Origin of the sequence: Kribbella soli (genome assembly GCF_004331345.1) — a bacterium.
Classification (GTDB): domain Bacteria; phylum Actinomycetota; class Actinomycetes; order Propionibacteriales; family Kribbellaceae; genus Kribbella; species Kribbella soli.
In genome coordinates this window covers 1-19,898 of the sequence record NZ_SJJZ01000001.1, presented here as the reverse complement: position 1 = coordinate 19,898, position 19,898 = coordinate 1, and the positions used below count along the sequence as shown (strand labels likewise).

At 69.1% G+C, this 19,898-nt stretch carries 15 protein-coding genes; 11 read left to right on the top strand and 4 right to left on the bottom strand.

Annotated features, from left to right (window positions below; genetic code table 11):
• The first annotated feature begins 76 nt into the window (after positions 1–76).
• Positions 77–5,809 (top strand): Ig-like domain-containing protein, encoded by a 5,733-nt coding sequence (locus tag E0H45_RS00075; RefSeq protein ID WP_131334219.1) that lies wholly within the window; start codon positions 77–79, stop codon positions 5,807–5,809.
• Positions 5,810–5,874: 65 nt separating this feature from the next.
• On the opposite strand, the gene E0H45_RS00070 is transcribed toward E0H45_RS00075, so the two are convergent.
• From E0H45_RS00070 to E0H45_RS00060, 3 genes are read right to left on the bottom strand one after another with little or no spacing between them, the layout of a single operon-like run.
• The gene (locus tag E0H45_RS00070; protein WP_131334218.1) at positions 5,875–6,393 is read right to left on the bottom strand and encodes a GNAT family N-acetyltransferase; all 519 of its coding nucleotides are present in this window, start codon (positions 6,391–6,393) and stop codon (positions 5,875–5,877) included.
• A 44-nt stretch (positions 6,394–6,437) separates the two neighbouring features.
• Positions 6,438–7,298: an RNA polymerase sigma-70 factor gene (locus E0H45_RS00065; RefSeq protein ID WP_131334217.1), complete on the bottom strand. Its 861-nt coding sequence runs from the start codon at positions 7,296–7,298 to the stop codon at positions 6,438–6,440.
• Positions 7,295–7,849 (bottom strand): carboxymuconolactone decarboxylase family protein, encoded by a 555-nt coding sequence (locus E0H45_RS00060; RefSeq protein WP_131334216.1) that lies wholly within the window; start codon positions 7,847–7,849, stop codon positions 7,295–7,297. The genes E0H45_RS00065 and E0H45_RS00060 overlap by 4 nt, the downstream gene beginning before the upstream one ends.
• 212 nt (positions 7,850–8,061) lie before the next feature.
• Between E0H45_RS00060 and argC the strand changes: the two genes are divergently transcribed.
• The 8 genes from argC to E0H45_RS00020 are packed head-to-tail and all read left to right on the top strand — an operon-like array spanning position 8,062 to position 15,867.
• Entirely contained in the window at positions 8,062–9,093 is a 1,032-nt protein-coding gene (argC, locus tag E0H45_RS00055; RefSeq protein WP_131334215.1) for an N-acetyl-gamma-glutamyl-phosphate reductase, read from the top strand.
• Positions 9,090–10,292, top strand: coding sequence for a bifunctional glutamate N-acetyltransferase/amino-acid acetyltransferase ArgJ (gene argJ / locus E0H45_RS00050; protein ID WP_131334214.1), 1,203 nt, complete (start codon positions 9,090–9,092; stop codon positions 10,290–10,292). The genes argC and argJ overlap by 4 nt, the downstream gene beginning before the upstream one ends.
• A complete protein-coding gene (gene argB / locus E0H45_RS00045; RefSeq protein ID WP_131334213.1) occupies positions 10,289–11,170 on the top strand; it encodes an acetylglutamate kinase in 882 nt (293 codons plus the stop codon). Before argJ ends, argB begins: the two co-directional genes overlap by 4 nt.
• The gene (locus E0H45_RS00040) at positions 11,167–12,366 is read left to right on the top strand and encodes an acetylornithine transaminase (protein ID WP_131334212.1); all 1,200 of its coding nucleotides are present in this window, start codon (positions 11,167–11,169) and stop codon (positions 12,364–12,366) included. The genes argB and E0H45_RS00040 overlap by 4 nt, the downstream gene beginning before the upstream one ends.
• The gene (gene argF, locus E0H45_RS00035; protein WP_131334211.1) at positions 12,366–13,301 is read left to right on the top strand and encodes an ornithine carbamoyltransferase; all 936 of its coding nucleotides are present in this window, start codon (positions 12,366–12,368) and stop codon (positions 13,299–13,301) included. Before E0H45_RS00040 ends, argF begins: the two co-directional genes overlap by 1 nt.
• The gene (locus E0H45_RS00030; RefSeq protein ID WP_131296260.1) at positions 13,298–13,807 is read left to right on the top strand and encodes an arginine repressor; all 510 of its coding nucleotides are present in this window, start codon (positions 13,298–13,300) and stop codon (positions 13,805–13,807) included. Before argF ends, E0H45_RS00030 begins: the two co-directional genes overlap by 4 nt.
• 10 nt (positions 13,808–13,817) lie before the next feature.
• On the top strand, positions 13,818–15,245 hold the full coding sequence (argH, locus tag E0H45_RS00025) for an argininosuccinate lyase (RefSeq protein WP_131334210.1): 1,428 nt from the start codon (positions 13,818–13,820) through the stop codon (positions 15,243–15,245).
• A gap of 10 nt (positions 15,246–15,255) precedes the next feature.
• Positions 15,256–15,867 carry a DNA-3-methyladenine glycosylase gene (locus tag E0H45_RS00020; protein WP_131334209.1) on the top strand — a complete coding sequence of 204 codons (612 nt, stop codon included), beginning with the start codon at positions 15,256–15,258 and terminating at the stop codon, positions 15,865–15,867.
• Here the strand turns inward: E0H45_RS00020 and E0H45_RS00015 are convergent.
• Positions 15,864–16,811, bottom strand: coding sequence for an LLM class flavin-dependent oxidoreductase (locus E0H45_RS00015; RefSeq protein ID WP_238154708.1), 948 nt, complete (start codon positions 16,809–16,811; stop codon positions 15,864–15,866). The two genes, E0H45_RS00020 and E0H45_RS00015, sit on opposite strands and share 4 nt — an antisense overlap.
• Positions 16,812–16,920: 109 nt before the next feature.
• Between E0H45_RS00015 and E0H45_RS00010 the strand changes: the two genes are divergently transcribed.
• Together E0H45_RS00010 and tyrS are read left to right on the top strand one after the other, a co-directional pair.
• The gene (locus E0H45_RS00010; protein WP_131334208.1) at positions 16,921–17,958 is read left to right on the top strand and encodes an App1 family protein; all 1,038 of its coding nucleotides are present in this window, start codon (positions 16,921–16,923) and stop codon (positions 17,956–17,958) included.
• Positions 17,959–18,183: 225 nt separating this feature from the next.
• A complete protein-coding gene (tyrS, locus tag E0H45_RS00005) occupies positions 18,184–19,476 on the top strand; it encodes a tyrosine--tRNA ligase (protein ID WP_131334207.1) in 1,293 nt (430 codons plus the stop codon).
• The last annotated feature ends 422 nt before the right edge of the window (positions 19,477–19,898 follow it).

The following is a 19,898-nucleotide window of genomic DNA, read 5'->3' as shown; positions in this document are numbered from 1 at the left end:
ACCGTTAACGTCTACGCAGGCCCGCCCGCCACGCGGCCGCAGCAATGCACCTGAATTGCTCGGGAGGGCGGGACACATGCGGGCAACCCGACCGGGGGCCATTCTTCTTGCCACCGGCCTCTTGAGCCTGGGCACCCTGACCGCGACCGCCTACCAGGTGCCAACGGCGCCTTTCACGGACAGCGCTACCACCGTGATGCCCGGCTCGGGGCTCCGGCAGACGATCACCGCGAGCGGGCTGACCGAGCTCGGCGACCCGACGACGGCCGGCTTCCGCACCGTCGGGCCGGCCACCTACCAGCCCGCGATCGGCAAGGACGCACCGGCGCAGGACGTGGTGGTGAACACCGGCGACTGCGCGTCCACCGGCGGCTGCGGCGACCGCGGCACGGTGACGATCGCGTTCTCCCAGCCCGTCCGCAACCCGGTGCTGCACCTCGGCGGCCTCGGCGGATCCGTCACCCGGACCGTGAACGGCCAGACGACCGCACAGTCCGAACTGCACTCGGTCCTGAAGCTCACCACCGCCGGACTCAGCCTCACGAAACTCGGACAGGGCAACAACCTCTCGGTGACCAGCGACACGATCACCGCCGCGAACCACGACGCCGGCCCGAACTGCGTGAACACCAAGTCCCCGTCCGGCCTCGACACCTCCGCGACCGCTGCCTGCGGATCGGTTCGCGTCAACGGCGTTGTCACCAAGGTCAGCTTCGACGTGTCGGCGCTGTTCACGAAGCATCCGAAGTTGCCCGCGCTGAACAACGGATCGTCCGGTGACGCGTTCTCGCTCCTCGCGTCCGCGCCCGAGGACTTCGGCGACGCACCGGCGTCGTACGGGGCGGCGTGGTCAGTGCTGAGCGACGTACAGCTCGGCAAGGATGTCACCGAGGACAACGCCGGCGTCGCGAACGGCACGACCGGCCCGGCGACACCGGATCAGGCCGACGACGGTGTCGTTTTCACACCGCTTCGTACCAACCAGACGACGTACACGGCCGACCTGCAGCTGGCCGGTCCGTCGAAGGCCGGGCGGGCGTGCGCGTGGATCGACGTCAACGGCAACGGAGCCTTCGACGCGGGCGAGCGGGCCTGCGCCGCGTTCGCCGCCAAGCAGACGACGGTCACGCTGCGGTGGTCCGAGCTCGCCCCGAAGGCAGGAGCGTCGTACGCGCGGGTGCGGGTCGGGTACACCGATGCGCAGGTCGAGAAGCCGACCGGCGCGGCTGATGCGGGCGAGGTCGAGGACTACCCGTTCGCGATCACACCGCCGCCACCGCCGGTCCTGACCGACGACGCGGCGACGACCGGGTTCAACACAGCGATCGTCGTACCGGTGCTCGGCAACGACAAGCCGGGCGACCCGAGTACGCCGCTGGCGCCCGCGACTCTCTGCCTCGTCGACGGCAACAAGTGCGTGCAGATGGTGAATGTTGTCGGCCAGGCGAAGTACGTCGCCAAGCCCGACGGCACCGTCCGCGTCGAACCGGTGCCTGGCTTCGTCGGAGCGGCCAAACCGGTCGGTTACCGCGTTGCCGACAGCAACGGTACGGCGGCCACCGCCAAGCTGACCGTCACGGTGTCCCTCCCGGATCGTCCGGTCGCGACCCCCGACACGGTGACCACGCCGCAGAACGTCAGCGTGGCCGTCAAGCCGCTCGCCAATGACCGCGCGGCCGCGGGCGTGCAGCTCGTGCCCGGTTCCGTCGTACTGCGTGATCCGGCCGATGCCGCGTTCAAGAAGAAGGTCGTGATCGCGGGCGAGGGCCAGTACGTCGTGAAGCCCGACGGCGGCGTGGACTTCGTCCCGAAACCGCAGTTCACCGGCGTCGGTACGTCGATCGGCTACCGCGTCACCGACACCACCCACCAGACGGCCGAGTCCACGCTCGCCGTCGCGGTCACGCCGGTGACGCCGACCGCCAACGGTGACTCGGTCTCGACCGCGTTCGACACCGACCTCGTCGTACCCGTGCTCGACAACGACCTTCCGGGGTCGCCGGACGCGCCGCTCGTGCCCGCGACGTTGCGGCTCCTCGACCCGGTCAGCAAGAAGCTCGTCGACAAGCTGACGGTCGCCCGGCAAGGCACCTACCTGGTGGCCGCCGGCAAAGTGACCTTCCAGCCCCTGCACGGCTTCACCGGAGTCGGTACGCCGGTGACCTATCAGGTGCTCGACAAGAACGGTACGGCGGCGCGCGCCGAGCTGACCGTCTCCGTCGCCGCCCCCGGCCCGCCGGTCGCGAACCCGGACCCGATCACCACGTTGCAGGGCCGCTCCGTGGTGGCCGCGGTCCTCGCGAACGACAAGCCAGGGCCGACGGGTGCTGCGCTGAAGCCCAGCAGCGTGCGCCTGCTGACGCCCACGCAGCCCGTGCTGTCGCTCGTCATCGCCGGCCAGGGCAAGTACTCGGTGAAGGCCGACGGCGGGGTGTTGTTCGAGCCGCTGCCGACGTTCAGCGGCACTGCGACCGCGGTCGGCTACCAGGTTGCCGACAGCAACGACGCGATCGGGAAGTCGACGTTGACCGCGCGGGTGACGAAGGTGCAGCCCGACGCGTCCGACGACACAACGGGTACGGCGTACGACACGAACGTCAGCGTGCCGGTCCTGTCGAACGACACGGCCGGCGATCCGTCGGTGCCGCTGGTTCCGAGCACCGTGCGGATGATCGACCCGACCACCAAGCTGCCGACCGCGACCCTCGTGATCCCCGGTCAGGCGACGTACACGACGAAGGCGGACGGGAAGGTCGAGGTCGACCCGCTGCCCAAGTTCACCGGCGCCGCGACGCCGGTCACGTACCGCGTCTCGGACGTGAACGGTACGACGACCACGGCAACGCTGACCGTCACGGTCGCCAAGCCGCCTGCGCCGACCGCGGCACCCGATACCGCGACCGGAAAGCAGAACCTCTCGGTGCGGGTCACGCCGCTCGCCAACGACAAGGCCGGTCTCGGGACGGCACTCGATCCGCGCAGCCTCACGTTGGTGGATCCGGCAGACGGCTCGCTGAAGAAGCTCGTGAAGATCCCGGGGCAGGCCGACTACCGGGTCAACCCGGACGGCACGGTCACCGTCGACCCGTTGCCGGGCTTCACCGGTACGGCGACCAAGGTGACGTACCGGATCGCCGACCTGTTCGGTCAGACGGCGCGGTCGACGATCACGGTCACGATCACGCCGATCACCCCGGTCGCGGCCGACGACGCCGCGCGGACGCCGTACGGCAAGAGCGTCACGGTGCAGGTGCTCGCGAACGACAAGCCGGGCGACCCGACCGCGCCGCTGGTGCCGGGCAGTCTGCTGCTCGTCGATCCGGCCGACGGGGTGCTGAAGGCAGCGGTGCGGATCCCGAACGAAGGCGTCTACACCGCGGCCGGGGGAGCGGTTCGCGCGGACCCGGGAGCGACGTTCCGCGGTCCTGGTACGCCGATCACGTACCAGGTGGCCGACAGCAACGGAACGAAGACGACCGCTCGATTGACCGTCACCGTCGGCCAGCCGCCGGTCGCGATCGCCGACAACGCGTCGACGCTGCAGAACGTGACCGTGACGGTGAACGTGCTGTCCAACGACCGGCCGGGCACTGACGCGCAGCTCGACAAGGGTTCCGTCGGGCTGAACGGGTCGGCCAAGAAGGTGACGGTTCCTCAGCAGGGCACTTATGCGGTGCTGCCGAGTGGGTCGATCGAGTTCGATCCGCTGCCCGCGTTCCGGGGCAAGGCGAGTCCGGTGCAGTACCGGGTCGCGGACTCGGACGGCAACTTCGCGACCTCGACATTGAGCATGACCGTGATACCGGTCAACCCGGTCGCGGTCAACGACTCCGCGATCACGCCGTACGGGCATGCGGTCACGGTGAACGTGCCGGCGAACGACAAGCCCGGTGACGCGTCGGCGCCGCTGAAGCCGGCGAGCGTGGTGCTGAAGGACGCGGCCGGTCACTACGGCAAGACGATGACACGTGCCGGTGAAGGAACGTACGCAGTCGATGCGTACGGCGCGGTCAAGTTCACGCCGGCCAAGGGATTCCAGGGCGTCACGACGCCGACGACGTACCGGATCGCCGACGCCAACGGCACGACCGCGGAAGGCCTGCTGCTGCTGACGGTCGGCAAGGGACCGAAGGCGGTCGCGGATCCGGTCGGCACCAAGCAGAACGTGACCGTCACCGTCGATCCGCTGGCGAACGACGAGCCGGGGACGGGCGCGCAGCTCGATCCGGCGTCGGTCCAGCTGTACGGCGGGACGTGGGGACCGAAGGCGGTGATTCCGGGGCAGGGCGTGTTCACGGTGAAGTCCGGGAAGATCACGTTCGACCCGGAGCCGGCGTACCGCGGGGTCGTGTCGGTCGCGTACCGGGTCAGCGACACGACCGGGAACAAAGCGAGCGCGTCGGTCACGGTGACGGTCGCGCCGGTGGTTCCGGTGATCAAGGACGACGCGGCGACCACGCCGTACGAGGCCGCGATCACGGTCGCCGTACTGATGAACGACAAGCCCGGCGATGCGAGTGCGCCGCTCGACGCGGGCGGCGTACGGCTGATCGATCCGGTGAACGGCGATCCGCTAGCAGTGCTGGCAGTGCCGGGGGAGGGGACGTTCACGGTGCAGCCGTCCGGTGCGATCCGGTTCGCGCCGGTGGACGGGTTCGCGGGGGTGGCGGTCCCGGTCGGGTATCAGGTTGCCGACCGCAACGGCACGGTCGGATCCGGTGCGTTGACGATCACGGTGCAGGCGCGTCCGGTCGCCGTACCGGACGAGGCACGGACCAAGCAGCACGTCGCGGTGACGATCGACCCGCTCGCGAACGACAAGCCGGGGCCGGGCGCGACGCTCGACCCGGCTTCGGTACTGCTGGTCGGGCCGGGTGGTGCATTGGTCGACCGGGTCACGATCGCGGGGCAGGGCACGTACGTCGTCGCGAGCGGCAAGGTCACGTTCACCCCGGAGGCGACGTTCACCGGCACCGCGCGACCGGCGGCGTACGACGTGAAGGACAGCAACCAGAACTCGGCCCGTGCGACCATCACCGTGACGGTCGTCCCGGTGCGGCCGGTCGTCACTAACGACAGTGCGGAGACGGCGTTCGGTACGGCGGTCGACGTGAACGTGCTCGCCAACGACAAGGCCGGTGACCCGTCGGCGCCGCTCCGCCCGAGTTCCGTCGTACTGCGGGATCCGGCGGACGGCAAGGAGAAGAAGTCCGTGACCGTGCCGCACGAAGGCACGTTCGTGGTCGGCGACTCGGTCAGGTTCACGCCGGCGAAGGACTTCGTCGGTACGACGCGGGCGCTGGCCTACCGCGTCACCGATGCGAACGGTACGTCGGACACCGCGCTCCTCGACGTCACGGTCGCGGGACCGTTGCTCGCGAAGGCGGCACCCGACACGGCAACCGGTACGCCGGGCAATCCGATCGCGGTGAACCCGTTGCTCAACGACAGCGGCACGATCAAGCCGAGCTCGGTCTGCCTGCGTACACCGGCCGGCACCTGCGCGAAGAGCGTCACGAACGGCGCGGGCACCTGGTCGGTCGGCACGGATGGCACCGTCACGCTCAAGCCGGTCGCCGCCTTCACCGGGACCGCGAAGGTCACGTACGAGCGGACCGACGAAACCGGCGAGACGGTCACCGCACCGGTCAAGTTCACCGTCGGCGCCGAGCCCACCGACAACCCCCGCACCCTCAACCGCGCCGAACTCCCGCCGACGGGCGGCCCCCCGGCCATCATCCTCACCCTCGGCACCCTCCTAGCCGCCCTAGGCGCAACCCTCATAGCCCTCGCCCGCACCCGCAAGTGATCATCTTTGGGCCCCCACCAACCATTTCCGCTGCTCGAAAATGGTTGGTGGGGGCCCAAAGATGATCAGAGATCCAAGACCAGCGTGATTTCGTCGCGGTAGTCGGTCGGGGACACGCGGATTGCGCGGGGGTGGGTGCCGACTACGCGGTAGCCGAGGGGGCCGTAGAACTTCTCCAGGCCGAGGCCGCTGCGGATGGTGAGCTGCAGTTGCTCGAGGCCCAGGTCGACGGCGGACCCGCGCAGACCTTCCATCAGGATCCGGCCGGCGCCGGTGCCCTGGCTCTCCGGGTGGACCATCACCCGTAGCACCGTCCGCCAGTGCGCCTGCAGCGCGCTGCCGCGGTTCACCAGCATGCCCATCCCGACGTACCGCTCACCGTTGTGAAGCACGCCGAGCAGATCCATTCCGGCCGCGACCCGGCCGAGGGCGCCGTCAAGGTTCTCCGCGATCTGCTCGACCGGCGCCGGCGCGGTGTACCCGACCGCGCCGCCTGCGTTCGTGGCTGCGACCCAGGTGTCCAGCAGATCCGCCCGCAACCCCGGACCGAGCGCTTCCTCAGGTTCCGTCACCAGGTATTTCACCGCACCTCCATCTGCGACTGAGTTGCAGATAGTCTACGGTCGGCTCACTGGACATGCTCCAGCTTGTCCGGGTTCCGAATCAGGTACAGCTCGCTGATCAGGCCGTCGTCGGTCTTGAGGAACGCGACGGTGTCCGGCTCGTCGCCGTCGTACGCGATATAGGCGATCTCGCCGTTCAGCGTCCCCATCCGGATCTCGAAGTCCGGGTTCTCCGCGATCACCGCGAACAGCCAGCGGGCGATCTTCTCCGCGCCGTGGATCGGCCGGAGCGCGGCCTTCTTCTTCCCGCCGCCGTCGCTGATCAGTACGGCGTCCGGTGCGAGCAGCGCGACCACCTGCTCGAAGTCGCCCGACCCGGCCGCCTGCATGAACCGCATCGTCAGCTCGTCGTGGCGCGCCTTGTCGACGTGATGCCGCGGCTGCCGCGCGTGCACATGTCCGCGGGCCCGATGCGCGAGCTGCCGTACGGCGGCCTCGGACCGGCCGAGCGTGTCCGCGATCTCGTCGTACGGCAGATCGAAGACCTCGCGGAGCACGAACGTGGCGCGTTCGAGCGGCGAGAGGGTCTCGAGTACGACGAGCATCGCCATGCTGACCGAGTCCGCGAGCTCGACCGCGGCCGCCGGGTCGTCGTCGGTCGCCAGCGGCTCCGGCAGCCATGGGCCGACGTACTGCTCCCGCCGCGACTTCTGCTCGCGCAACCGGTTCAGCGCCAGTCGCGTGGTGATGCGGATCAGGTACGCCCGCGGGTCGCGGATGTCGTCGTGATCGATAGCGGACCAGCGCAACCACGCCTCCTGGACCACGTCCTCGGCATCGCTCACACTGCCGACGACCCGGTACGCCGCCCCGACCAGGACGGACCGGTGCTCGGCGAACTCGCGCGCCAGTTGCTCGTCGGTCACTGGACCGGCCTCAGTTCGCAGAACTCCTTGTAGCCCTGGCTGGTGAGTCCGAGGGCGGCGTTGATCCGCGAGCGGTAGTTCTCCAGCGCCGCGATCGCGGTCAGCTCGACCAGCTGCTCCTCGCTGAGGTCCTGCCGCAGCCGCTCGACCTGCTCGTCGGTGACCTCCGGCGGAGTGGCTGTCATCGCTTCGGTGTAGTCCATCACCGCTCGCTCCAGATCCGTGTAGACGCCGCTGTGCCGCCACCTTGGCACATCGCGCAGCTTCACCGGATCGACACCCTTGTGATGGAACTCCCAGTACCCGAAGTCCATGCACCAGCTGCACCCGATCCGCGCCGACGCGACCATCACACTCAGCGCCTTCAGCTCCGGATCCAGCGCCTTCCACCGCTCCGCAGTGGCTTCCATCAGCGTCGTCGACAGCAATACCCGCCGGTTGTGCAACGCCACCTTCACCGGGTCCGGCACCTTCCGGAACTTCCGCCGGCTACCCCACTCCACCAACCGCACCACCAACGACCGCCGATGCACCATCCCAACCCGCGCCATCTCACCCTCCGAAGTCCGTAGTCACCCCGAGGACACGCCCCACCGCCGCCCTGTGACATGACCCCGCTCACACCCGCCAACCTCAACTTTGAGAACCCACCAACCACGAAACGGGCGGAAAAGTGGTTGGTGGGTTCTCAAAGTTGGATTTGGGGTACGAGGGGGATGGCGGGGGATTGGATATTCATCCGGGGCGTGGCATACTCATTCATATGAGTGTGATGGTGGCGGTGGCCGGTGCCAGCGGGTATGCGGGGGGCGAGCTACTCCGGTTGCTGAGTAGCCACCCAGAGGTGGAGATCGGCGCCCTGACCGCCGGCGGGAACGCCGGTACGGCGCTCGGCGTGCACCACCCGCACCTCGTGCCGCTGGCCGGGCGCATCCTGGTCGAGACCACGGCGGAGAATCTCGCCGGTCACGACGTGGTGTTCCTGGCCCTGCCGCACGGACAGTCCGCCGTCATTGCCGAGCAGCTCGGAGATGACGTCACCGTGATCGACTGCGGCGCGGACTTCCGGCTGATCGAGGCCGAGGCGTGGGTCGAGTTCTACGGCGGCGAGCACGCCGGCGCGTGGCCGTACGGGCTTCCGGAGCTCCCGGGTCAACGGGACAAGCTCCGCGGGACGAACCGGGTCGCCGTACCGGGGTGTTACCCCACCGTCTCCACCTTGGCCCTGCTCCCCGCCGTCCAGAACGGGCTCGTCGACCCCACCCAGCTGGTGGTCGTCGCCGTCAGCGGTACGTCGGGCGCGGGCAAGGCCCCGAAGGCACACCTGCTCGGCGCCGAGGTGATGGGATCCGCATCGGCGTACGGCGTCGGTGGCGTGCATCGCCATACGCCGGAGATCGAGCAGAACCTGACGCCGTACGCCGACAGGCCGGTGAGCGTCTCGTTCACGCCGGTGCTCGCGCCGATGGCTCGCGGCATCCTCGCCACCTGCAGCGCACCGGTTGCCGATGGCACCGACTACGCCGCGCTCCGGAAGGCCTACGAGGACGCGTACGCCGACGAGCCGTTCATCCACCTGCTGCCCGAGGGGCAATGGCCGCAGACGCAGGCCACCCTCGGCGCGAACACCGTGCAGTTGCAGATCGCCCTGGACCAGCGCGCCGGCCGCGCCGTCGTCGTGGCCGCGATGGACAACCTCACCAAGGGCACAGCCGGCGCCGCCGTGCAGTGCATGAACCTGGCCACCGGTCTCGACGAGACCCTGGCCCTGCCCCTCGTAGGAGTAGCCCCGTGACCGTCGCAGTTACCCCAGCCACTCAAGTCGATCGGAGCGCCGGGGTTACCGCGCCGGCCGGCTTCCGCGCGGCCGGGGTGATCGCCGGGATCAAACCAGCCGGTACGCCGGACCTCACCGTCGTGGTCAACGACGGCCCTGCTGACGTAGCAGCCGGCGTCTTCACCACGAACAAGGTGAAGGCCGCGCCGGTGCTCTGGTCGCAGCAGGTCCTGACCGCCGGCAAGCTGAAGGCCGTCGTGCTGAACTCCGGCGGTGCGAACGCGTGCACCGGACCGGAGGGTTTCCAGGACACGCACAAGACCGCTGAGAAGCTGGCTGAGGTGCTCGGAGTCGGGGCAGCTGAGATCGGGGTCTGCTCGACAGGCCTGATCGGCGAGCGGCTTCCGATGGACAAGCTGCTTCCCGGAATCGATGCAGCCGTCGCGGCTCTGGGCGACGACGCGGAGGCTGGTCTGGCCGCGGCGACCGCGGTCATGACGACCGACAACGTGCCGAAGCAGGCTGTGCTCAAGCATGCGGACGGCTGGAGCATCGGCGGGTTCGCGAAGGGCGCCGGGATGTGCGCCCCGAACATGGCCACGATGCTCAGCGTGATCACCACCGACGCCGTCCTCGACCAGCCGCACCTCGACCACGTGCTGCGGAACGCGGTCGGCAAGACCTTCAACCGGCTCGACGTCGACGGCGGTACGTCGACCAACGACACGGTCCTGCTGCTCAGCTCGGGCGCGTCCGGTGTCACGGTCACCCCCGAGGCGTTCGAGGTGGCCCTCACGGCCCTGGCTGCTGACCTGGTGAAGCAGTTGCAGGCCGACGCCGAGGGCGTCACCAAGCACGTCAGCATCACGGTGCAGGGCGCCGCGACCGAGGCGGAGGCGCTGGCCGCCGCCAAGATCGTTGCCGAGGACAACCTGTGCAAGACCGCGTTCTTCGCCGCCGACCCGAACTGGGGCCGGATCGCGATGGCGGTCGGCAACGCCCCCACCGCGTTCGACCCGTCGCTGCTCGACATCACCCTGAACGGCGCGCAGATCTGCAAGGCCGGCGGCAAGGGCGTCGACCGCTCCGAGGCGGACCTGAGCGGTCTGGAGATCGACGTGCTGATCGACCTGCACGCCGGCCCCGCGTCGGCGACGGTCCTGACCACGGACCTCTCACACGCGTACGTCGAAGAGAACTCGGCGTACTCCTCATGACCACGACGCACGCGGACGCGGTCGAGAAGGCCGCCGTACTGACCGAGGCCCTGCCGTGGCTGAAGCAGTTTCACGGGAAGACCGTCGTGGTGAAGTACGGCGGGAACGCGATGGTCGACGAGAAACTCAAGAGAGCGTTTGCTGAGGACATCGTCTTTCTCCGGTACGCCGGGGTGCGCGTCGTCGTCGTGCACGGCGGCGGGCCGCAGATCAGCGACATGCTCGGCCGGCTCGGCATCGACAGCGAGTTCCGCGGCGGGCTCCGGGTCACCACGCCCGAGGCGATGGACGTCGTCGGCATGGTGCTCGTCGGCAAGGTCGGCCGGGAGCTGGTCGGGCTGCTGAACGCACACGGCCCGTTCGCGGTCGGGATGTCCGGTGAGGACGCCGGCCTGTTCACCGCGGAACGCCGTACGGCGCTGGTCGACGGCGAGCAGGTCGACATCGGGCTGGTCGGCGATGTTGTCGAGGTGCGGCCCGAGGCGGTGGTCGACCTGATCGACGCCGGCCGGATCCCGGTGGTGTCGACGATCGCGCCGGACGAGGACGGTCAGGCGCACAACGTGAACGCGGACACCGCGGCCGCGGCGCTGGCTTCGGCGCTCGGTGCGGAGAAGCTCGTCGTACTGACCGACGTCGCCGGGCTGTACCGGAACTGGCCGGACAGCGACGAGATCATCACCCAGATCGACACCGACGAGCTCGCGGAGTTGCTGCCGTCGCTGGCGTCCGGCATGGTGCCGAAGATGGAAGCCTGCCTGCGCGCGGTCGAGTCCGGTGTCTCCCGAGCCACCGTCATCGACGGCCGTGTGCCGCACTCGCTGCTGCTGGAAATCTTCACCGACGCCGGAAGTGGAACCCAGGTGATCCCGTCATGACCGAACTGCTGACCGTCGACGGCACGCAGGCAGCGCTCACCGAGCGGTACTCCGGTGCGCTGATGAACACGTTCGGCGCGCCGAAGCGGGTGCTGGTCCGCGGCGAGGGCGCCTACCTGTGGGATGCCGACGGCAACAAGTACCTCGACCTGCTCGGCGGGCTCGCGGTGAACTGCCTCGGGCACGCGCACCCGTTCGTGGTGTCCGCGGTGACGTCGCAGCTCGCGACCCTCGGCCACGTCTCGAACTTCTTCGCCTCCGCACCGCAGATCGCGCTGGCCGAGAAGCTGCTCGGCCTGTTCGACGTCCCGGGCAAGGTGTTCTTCACGAACTCCGGCACCGAGGCGAACGAGGCCGCGTTCAAGATCACCCGGCGTACCGGGCGGACCAAGATCGTCTCCACCGTCGGCGCCTTCCACGGGCGGTCGATGGGCGCGCTCGCGATCACCTGGAAGCCGGCGTACCGGGAGGCCTTCGCGCCGCTGCCGGGTGACGTCGAGTTCGTCCCGTACGGCGACGCCGAGGCGCTGGCCGCGGCGGTCGACGACCAGACCGCGGCCGTGGTGCTCGAGCCGATCCAGGGCGAGAACGGCGTCGTCGTACCGCCGGCCGGATACCTGCAGGCGGCGCGGCGGATCACCCAGCAGCACGGCGCGCTGTTGTGGATGGACGAGATCCAGACCGGGATCGGGCGGACCGGGACCTGGTTCGGCTACGAGGCCGAGGGGATCACGCCGGACCTGGTGACCGTCGCGAAGGGGCTCGGGGCCGGGATTCCGATCGGTGCGTGCATCGGTCTCGGCGCGGCCGCGGACCTGCTGCAGCCGGGGAACCACGGGACCACGTTCGGCGGCAACCCGGTCGCGGCGATCGCCGGGCTGGCGGTGCTGACCGTGATCGAGCGGGACGGCCTGCTCGCGCAGGTGAATGCCGTCGGCAACCACCTCGCGTCGTCGATCATCGCGCTCGACCACCCGCTGATCGCGGGCGTCCGGGGTCGCGGGCTGCTGCTCGCGATCCAGCTGACCAAGCCGGTGTCGGACCAGGTCGCGGCGCTGGCGCTGGAGGCCGGGTTCGTGGTGAACAATCCGATCCCGGACGCGTTGCGGCTGGCACCGCCGTACATCCTCAGCAAGGCTGATGCGGACAGTTTCGTCGCGGCCCTTCCAGGGCTGCTCGACAAGGTGGAGGCGTGATGACCGTCAGACACTTCCTTCGTGACGACGACCTGTCGCCGGTCGAGCAGGACGAGGTACTGACGCTGGCCGCGCAGCTCGCGGGGGACCGGCACGGGCACAAGCCGCTCGAGGGTCCGAAGACCGTGGCGGTGATCTTCGACAAGACGTCGACGCGGACGCGGATCTCGTTCGCGGTCGGGATCTCGGAGCTGGGCGGCGTACCGCTCGTCATCGACGCGCAGACGTCGCAGCTCGGCCGGGGCGAGCCGATCGCCGACACGGCGCGGGTGCTGGACCGGCAGGTCGCGGCGATCGTGTGGCGGACGTTCGGTCAGGCGCGGATCGAGGAGATGGCGGCCGCGTCGTCGGTGCCGGTCGTGAACGCGCTGACCGACGAGTTCCACCCGTGCCAGATCCTCGCGGACCTGCAGACCGTGCGGCAGCACAAGGGGTCGACGGCCGGGCTGAAGCTGGTGTACCTGGGCGACGGCGCCAACAACATGGCGAACTCGTACCTGCTGGGCGGCGCGACCGCCGGCATGCATGTCGTGATCGGATCGCCGGCGGACTACCAGCCGGACCCGGAGGTGCTGGTGCGCGCCGCGGCAATCGCTGAGACGACCGGCGGATCGGTCGCCTGGACGGAGGATGCGATCGCGGCCGTCGACGGTGCCGATGTCGTTGCCACCGACACCTGGGTGTCGATGGGGCAGGAGTCCGAGGCCGCCGACCGTGAGGCGCCGTTCGTGCCGTACGCCGTGACGGAGCAACTGCTCGGCAAGGCGAAGCCGGATGCGATCGTCCTGCACTGCCTGCCCGCCTATCGTGGCAAGGAGATCGAGGCGGCCGTGATCGACGGACCGCAGTCGGTCGTCTGGGACGAGGCCGAGAACCGGCTGCACGCGCAGAAGGCGCTGCTGTCGTGGCTGTTGGCAAGGAGCTTTAGCGGATGAGCATCGCCGTACCGACCACCAAGACCGCGCGGCAGCAGCGGATCGTCGATCTGCTCGGGCGGCAGCCGGTGCGGTCGCAGACCGAACTGGCTGACCTGCTCGCCGCGTCCGGGCTGGTGGTCGGGCAGGCGACGCTGTCACGGGACCTGGTCGAGATCGGTGCGGTGAAGGTCCGCGACTCGTCAGGCCAGCTCGTGTACGCCGTACCGGGCGAAGGCGGCGACCGTACGCCGCGTGCCGGTGAGGCTGCTGCGTTCGAAGCTCGGCTGGCCCGGGTGGCGTCCGAGCTGCTCGTGTCGGCGGAGGGCAGCGCCAACCTGGTCATCCTGCGAACCCCGCCGGGGGCGGCCCAGTACTTCGCGTCGGCGATCGACCACGTGGGGCTGGACGACGTCCTCGGCACCATCGCCGGCGACGACACCGTCATGGTCGTCTCCCGCAACCCCACCGGCGGCGAGGCCCTGGCCGCCCGTTTCCTGTCCCTCGCAGCCCGCGAACCGAAGTAGAGGAAGTGTCTTGAGTACTGGAGAGAGCGGCGCCCGGGATTCGGCATTGTGGGGGGCCCGGTTCTCGGGCGGACCCGCCGACGCGTTGGCGGCGCTGAGCAAGTCGACGGACTTCGACTGGCGGCTGGCGCCGTACGACATCGCCGGGTCTAAGGCCCACGCCAAGGTGCTGCACCGCGCGGGGCTGCTGACGGACGATGACCTGGCCGCGATGCTGGCCGGTCTCGACGCGCTGCTGGCCGACGTGCTGTCCGGAGAGTTCCTCCCCGCTGCGGAGGACGAGGACGTGCACACCGCGCTGGAGCACGGTCTGCTCGTTCGGCTCGGTGCCGAGCTGGGTGGGCGGCTGCGTGCGGGGCGGTCGCGGAACGACCAGGTCGCCACGCTGTTCAAGAGCTACCTGCGGGACCACGGCCGCATCATCGGCCGGTTGCTGGTGGAGCAAGTGAACACGCTGGCGGATCAGGCGTCGCAGCACCTAGGTGTGGCGATGCCGGGGCGGACGCATCTGCAGCACGCGCAGCCGGTTCTGCTGTCGCATCATCTGCTCGCCCACGCCTGGCCGCTGATCCGGGACCTGGATCGGCTCGCCGACTGGGACGCTCGGGTTGCCGAGGACTCGCCGTACGGCTCGGGAGCCCTGGCCGGGAGCTCGCTGGGGCTGGATCCGCAGTTCGTCGCTGTCGAGTTGGGGTTCACGAACTCCTCGGCGAACTCGATCGACGGGACGTCCTCGCGGGACTTCGTCGCGGAGTTCGCGTTCGTCACCGCGCAGATCGGGGTCGACCTGTCCCGGCAGGCCGAAGAAGTGATCCTCTGGGCGACGAAGGAGTTCGGGTTCGTCGAGCTGGACGACGCGTTCTCGACCGGGTCGAGCATCATGCCGCAGAAGAAGAACCCGGACATCGCCGAGCTCGCCCGCGGCAAGGCCGGCCGGCTGATCGGGAACCTGAGCGGTCTGCTGGCGACGCTGAAGGCGCAGCCGCTCGCGTACAACCGGGACCTGCAGGAGGACAAGGAGCCGGTCTTCGACTCCATCGACACCCTCGAGGTGCTGCTGCCCGCGTTCACCGGAATGATCCACACGCTGCGCTTCAACGCGGACCGTCTCGAAGAGCTGGCGCCGCAGGGCTTCTCGCTGGCGACCGACATCGCGGAGTGGCTGGTCCGTCAGAAGGTCCCGTTCCGGGTCGCGCACGAACTGGCCGGCGCCTGCGTCCAGGAGTGTGAGAAGCGCGGCATCGAGCTCTGGGACCTGACCGACGAGGACCTCGCTGCCATCTCGCCGGACTTGACTCCTTCGGTCCGCTCGGTCCTGACGGTCGAGGGCTCGCTGGCCTCGCGGAACACCCGCGGCGGTACGGCGCAGGAGCGGGTGGCTGAACAACTTGCGGAGTTGCGGACCCGCGCCGGGGAGCACAGCACTCGTCTCGCTTAAAGTGCTGCGCATGCGCCGTTCTCTGCTGGCTGGTCCTGTGCTGGAGGTGGCGCCCAGGCTGTTGGGGATGGTGCTGCGCAGCACCACTTCCGAGGGGTCAGTCGCGGTTCGGCTGACCGAGGTCGAGGCGTACGACGGGCCGACCGATCCGGGATCGCACGCGTACCGAGGTCAGACCGCCCGCAACGCGGTGATGTTCGGACCGGCCGGATTCCTGTACGTGTACTTTACCTACGGCATGCACTTCTGCATGAACGTCGTCGCCGGCCCGAAGGGACAGCCGTCCGCTGTCCTCCTCCGGGCCGGCGAGGTGATCGAAGGCATCGAACTGGCCCGCCTCCGCCGCAACCAACCGGCCTCGAAGAAATCCGATCGCGATCTTGCGCGCGGTCCGGCGCGGTTGTGTGTTGCCCTCGGCATCGAACGTGAAGGCAACGGCACCGACCTGCTGGCGAAGAACTCACCCATCGAGCTGCTCGACGGCCCCGGCTTCGACGGCGAACCAGCTACCGGACCACGCGTCGGCCTGCGCGAGGCAGCCGACCGCCCATGGCGCTTCTGGATCCCGGACGACCCGACCGTCTCGCCGTACCGCCCGCACGTCCCGAAAAAGCGCGCCTAGCGGTTCGCCAGCTCGAGCACGTAATCCAGCTGCGGCAGCCCGTGCTCCACCTCCGGATCCGGGAACAGACCGACGTGCTGCACCCCGGCCGCCTCCAGCGTCTCCAGATGCGCGGCCGCGTCGTCGAGCGTCCCGACCGCCCCGATCGCGGTCCACCAGTCGCTCGGCATCCCCACCAGGCCCGCCTCGCCCGATTCGTCGTACAGCTTCGTCATCTCGTCGAAGAACGGCAACGCGGTCAGCTGCGGCGGCCGCTCACCGATCCGCCACCCGAGCCACGGCGCGGTCCACTCGTACGCCGACTTGCGGTCCGCGCGCACGCACATCGCCGCGAACACCGCGACCACGAACCCCTCGGGCGATCCGGCGTACTCCACCGACTGACGCACGTACGGCGCGGTCGCCGGCTCGGCCAGCACGACACCGCCCGCGACCCGGCCGGCGAGCGCCATCGACTTCGGGCCCTGGACACCCAGCAGGATCGGCGGCACCTCCGCCGGCGGCGCGTCCAGCTTCACCTTGTCGAGGACGACCGTCTTGCCCTCGAAGCTGACCTCTTCGCCGCCGAGCAGCCGGGTGACGCTGGTGGTCACTTCCTCGAGCGCCGTCAGCGGTGACTTCGGCCGAACCCCCATCTGGCCCATCCACGACTGCACGCCATGACCGATGCCGGGCAGGAACCGCCCCGGCCCGAGCGCCTCCAGCGTCGCGAACTCCATCGCGGTCACCGCGGCCGTGCGGGCGACCGCCGGCACGATCCCGAGACCGACGGTCAGCCGCTCGGTCGACGTCAGCGCGGCCGACACCAGCGACGGGCCGGCGGTGTAGAAGCAGTCCTCGATGATCCACAGCTCGTCCGCGCCACCACGGTCGAGCCGCCGGGCCACGTCCGTGACGAGCGCGGCCGGGTAGGTACGCGGGAAGCACATTCCGATAGCGGTCATGGGGAGACGGTAGGGGAGAGCGCCGACAGTTCGTGAAGGACGCGGCAAACGTGTCCGCGGACCGCGAGGCAGGGCGACTAGCGGCCCGTGCGGCGGGTAGGTTTCTGGTATGGCCCGTCCGCACTACTCGTCCCGTCTCGAGGACTGGTTCAACCTCGGGGTGCAGGCGGTACTTCGGCGTCGTGGCTGGCAGGAGCGGATCATCCCGCAGGTCGGTTACGGCAACACCGAGTTCGTCCGGGTGCTGGCCCGCGTGGTGCTTGGACGCGACCCGCGCAACCAGCCGCGGTACGACGAGGACCAGGTGATGCGCGGCTGGCGCGTGTTCGTGACCGCGCCGGCGACCAAGGTGCCGGTGACGGTGACCGTCAGCGGGCAGACGTTCGAGACCGTCACCGATCGCGGCGGGTTCATCGACCTGAACGTGCCGGTGGTGCTGCCGCCGGGCTGGCACGAGATCGTCCTGGGCGTCCACGGCGACCGGCAGGCGCGGGCGCGGATCTTCGTCCCGGATCCGGAGGCCACGTTCGGTCTGGTCAGCGACATCGACGACACGGTGATCCTGACGATGCTGCCGCGTCCGCTGATCGCGGCCTGGAACACGTTCGTCCGCGACGAGCAGGCGCGCCGCGTCGTACCAGGTATGGCCGGTCTGTACGAGGAGTTGCTGGCGGACCACCCGGGCGCTCCGATGTTCTACCTGTCCACAGGAGCGTGGAACACCGCACCGACGCTGGCTCGCTTCCTCGCACGGCACGGGTACCCACCGGGGCCGTTGCTGATGACGGACTGGGGACCGACGAACACCGGTTGGTTCCGCAGCGGCCAGGAGCACAAGCGGACCGCCCTGCGCCGGCTCGCGCGGGAGTTCCCCAACGTCCGGTGGGTGCTTGTCGGCGACGACGGCCAGCACGACCCCCAGCTGTACGGCGACTTCGCGCAGACGCATCCGGACCACGTGCTCGCCATCGGCATCCGCCAGCTCACCCCGGCCGAGCAGGTCCTGTCGCACGGTCTGCCGGTCCCTAACCCGGACCCTGGCGCCCACGACCCACACCGGCCGACCGCTGTCACGGTGCAAGGGCCGGACGGACATGCGCTCCGTCCACAGCTCCGCTCGGTGCTGACGCGTCCCGAACCCACCTGAGTCGCCCTACCTCGTCGGACAGGACATTTTGTGTCCCGTACGCGTTGGAGCTTGGCGCTATCGGCGCCCAGGCACGCACCTCGCGGCACTTGCCCAGCGCCCACGATGCTCCGCATCGAGGCCACTGACCAAGCACCCCGATGCACGCACCTGGACACCGCTATCACTCAAGCCCCAACGCGTACGGGACACTAGTACTGACCGACGTACTCGAGGAGAGAACTAGTGACCGAACGCCGCACTCAGGTGCTTGACGACCTGGAGAGCCGTGGCCTGATCGCCCACTCCACCGATCCAGATGCCCTCCGGGCGTCGATGGCGGCGGGACCGATCACCTCGTATGTCGGCTTCGACCCCACCGCGCCCAGCCTGCACATGGGCAACCTGCTGCAGCTGCTGACGCTGCGGCGGCTCCAGCTGGCCGGCCACAACCCGATCGGGCTCGTTGGTGGCGCCACCGGGTTGATCGGCGACCCCAAGGAGACGTCCGAGCGGGTGCTGAACCCGAAGGACATCGTCCACGAGTGGGTCGAGAAGGTCCGCGGCCAGGTGGAGAAGTTCGTCGACTTCGACGAGTCGCTGCCGAACCCGGCCCGGATCGTCAACAACTACGAGTGGACGAAGGACCTCAACACACTCGACTTCCTGCGGGACATCGGGAAGCACTTCCCGGTCAACCGGATGCTCGGCCGCGAAGTGGTGAAGGCGCGGCTGGAGCAGGGGATCAGCTACACGGAGTTCAGCTACGTGCTGCTGCAGTCGCTGGACTTCCTCGAGCTGTACCGGCGGCACAACTGCACGTTGCAGACCGGTGGCAGCGACCAATGGGGGAACCTGACGGCGGGTGTCGAGCTCATCCGTCGTGCCGACACCGGCAAGGCGCATGCACTCGCGACGCCACTGGTGACCAAGGCCGACGGGACGAAGTTCGGGAAGACCGAGTCCGGCACGGTGTGGCTGGACCGGGAGCTGACGACGCCGTACGCGTTCTACCAGTTCTGGTTCAACAGCGACGACCGCGACGTGATGCAGCTCGTGCGGTTCTACACGTTCCGTACGGCGGAGGAGATGGCCGCGCTCGAGCAGGCGACTGCGGAACGGCCACAGGCTCGGGAAGCGCAACGGGTGCTCGCGGAGGACGTGACGACCTTGGTCCACGGGGCCGAGGAGACTCGGCGGGTGCAGGAGGCTTCGAAGGCCTTGTTCGGCCAGGGGGAGCTGGGGTCGCTCGACGGCTCGACGCTCGTGGCAGCACTCCGCGAAGCACCGCACCTTGAGCTGGGCGCCGGCGAACCGATGCCGACGTACGGCGACCTGCTGGTGAAGTCGGGCCTGGTGGCGAGTAAGTCGGCCGCACGGCGGACGGTCGCCGAAGGCGGCGCGTACCTGAACAACGAGAAGGTGAAGGACGCGGAGTACGTGCCGGCCGCGGAGGACCTGCTGCCGGGTGGCGTGCTGGTGCTGCGCCGTGGGAAGCGTTCATTTGCAGGGGTTCTGGCGTCGCAGCCACAGGGCTGACGGCTCCGGTGTGGGGTGGCCTCCACTCCCACATCCGGGTTGCCGAAGGCAAATTACAAGCCTGTGATTCAGCACACCGGGAGCCGATTTGACCGGTCACCTGCGGGCCACGTAATGTTCTTCTTGTTGGAGCGAAGCGCGGGACGCGAAAGCGGCCGGCCGCTCCGAACCCCCCAAGGCTAGAGCAGCCGAAACGTGTCCTCGGACTCGGGTCGGTCGACTGGACGCGGGTGGAGGGTCAGAAAAATTGGGTCTTGACTCGGTGGATCTGATCCGGTAAAGTAATGCAGGTTGCCCCGGGAGCCTGGCTGCAAAGCCAAGCTGCGGTGTGCGTCCGATTCTTGAGAACTCAACAGCGTGCCGAAAGTCAATGCCGAAATTGAAGTATCCCCGTTCACAGGCATTGGGCATCTTTTTCACCC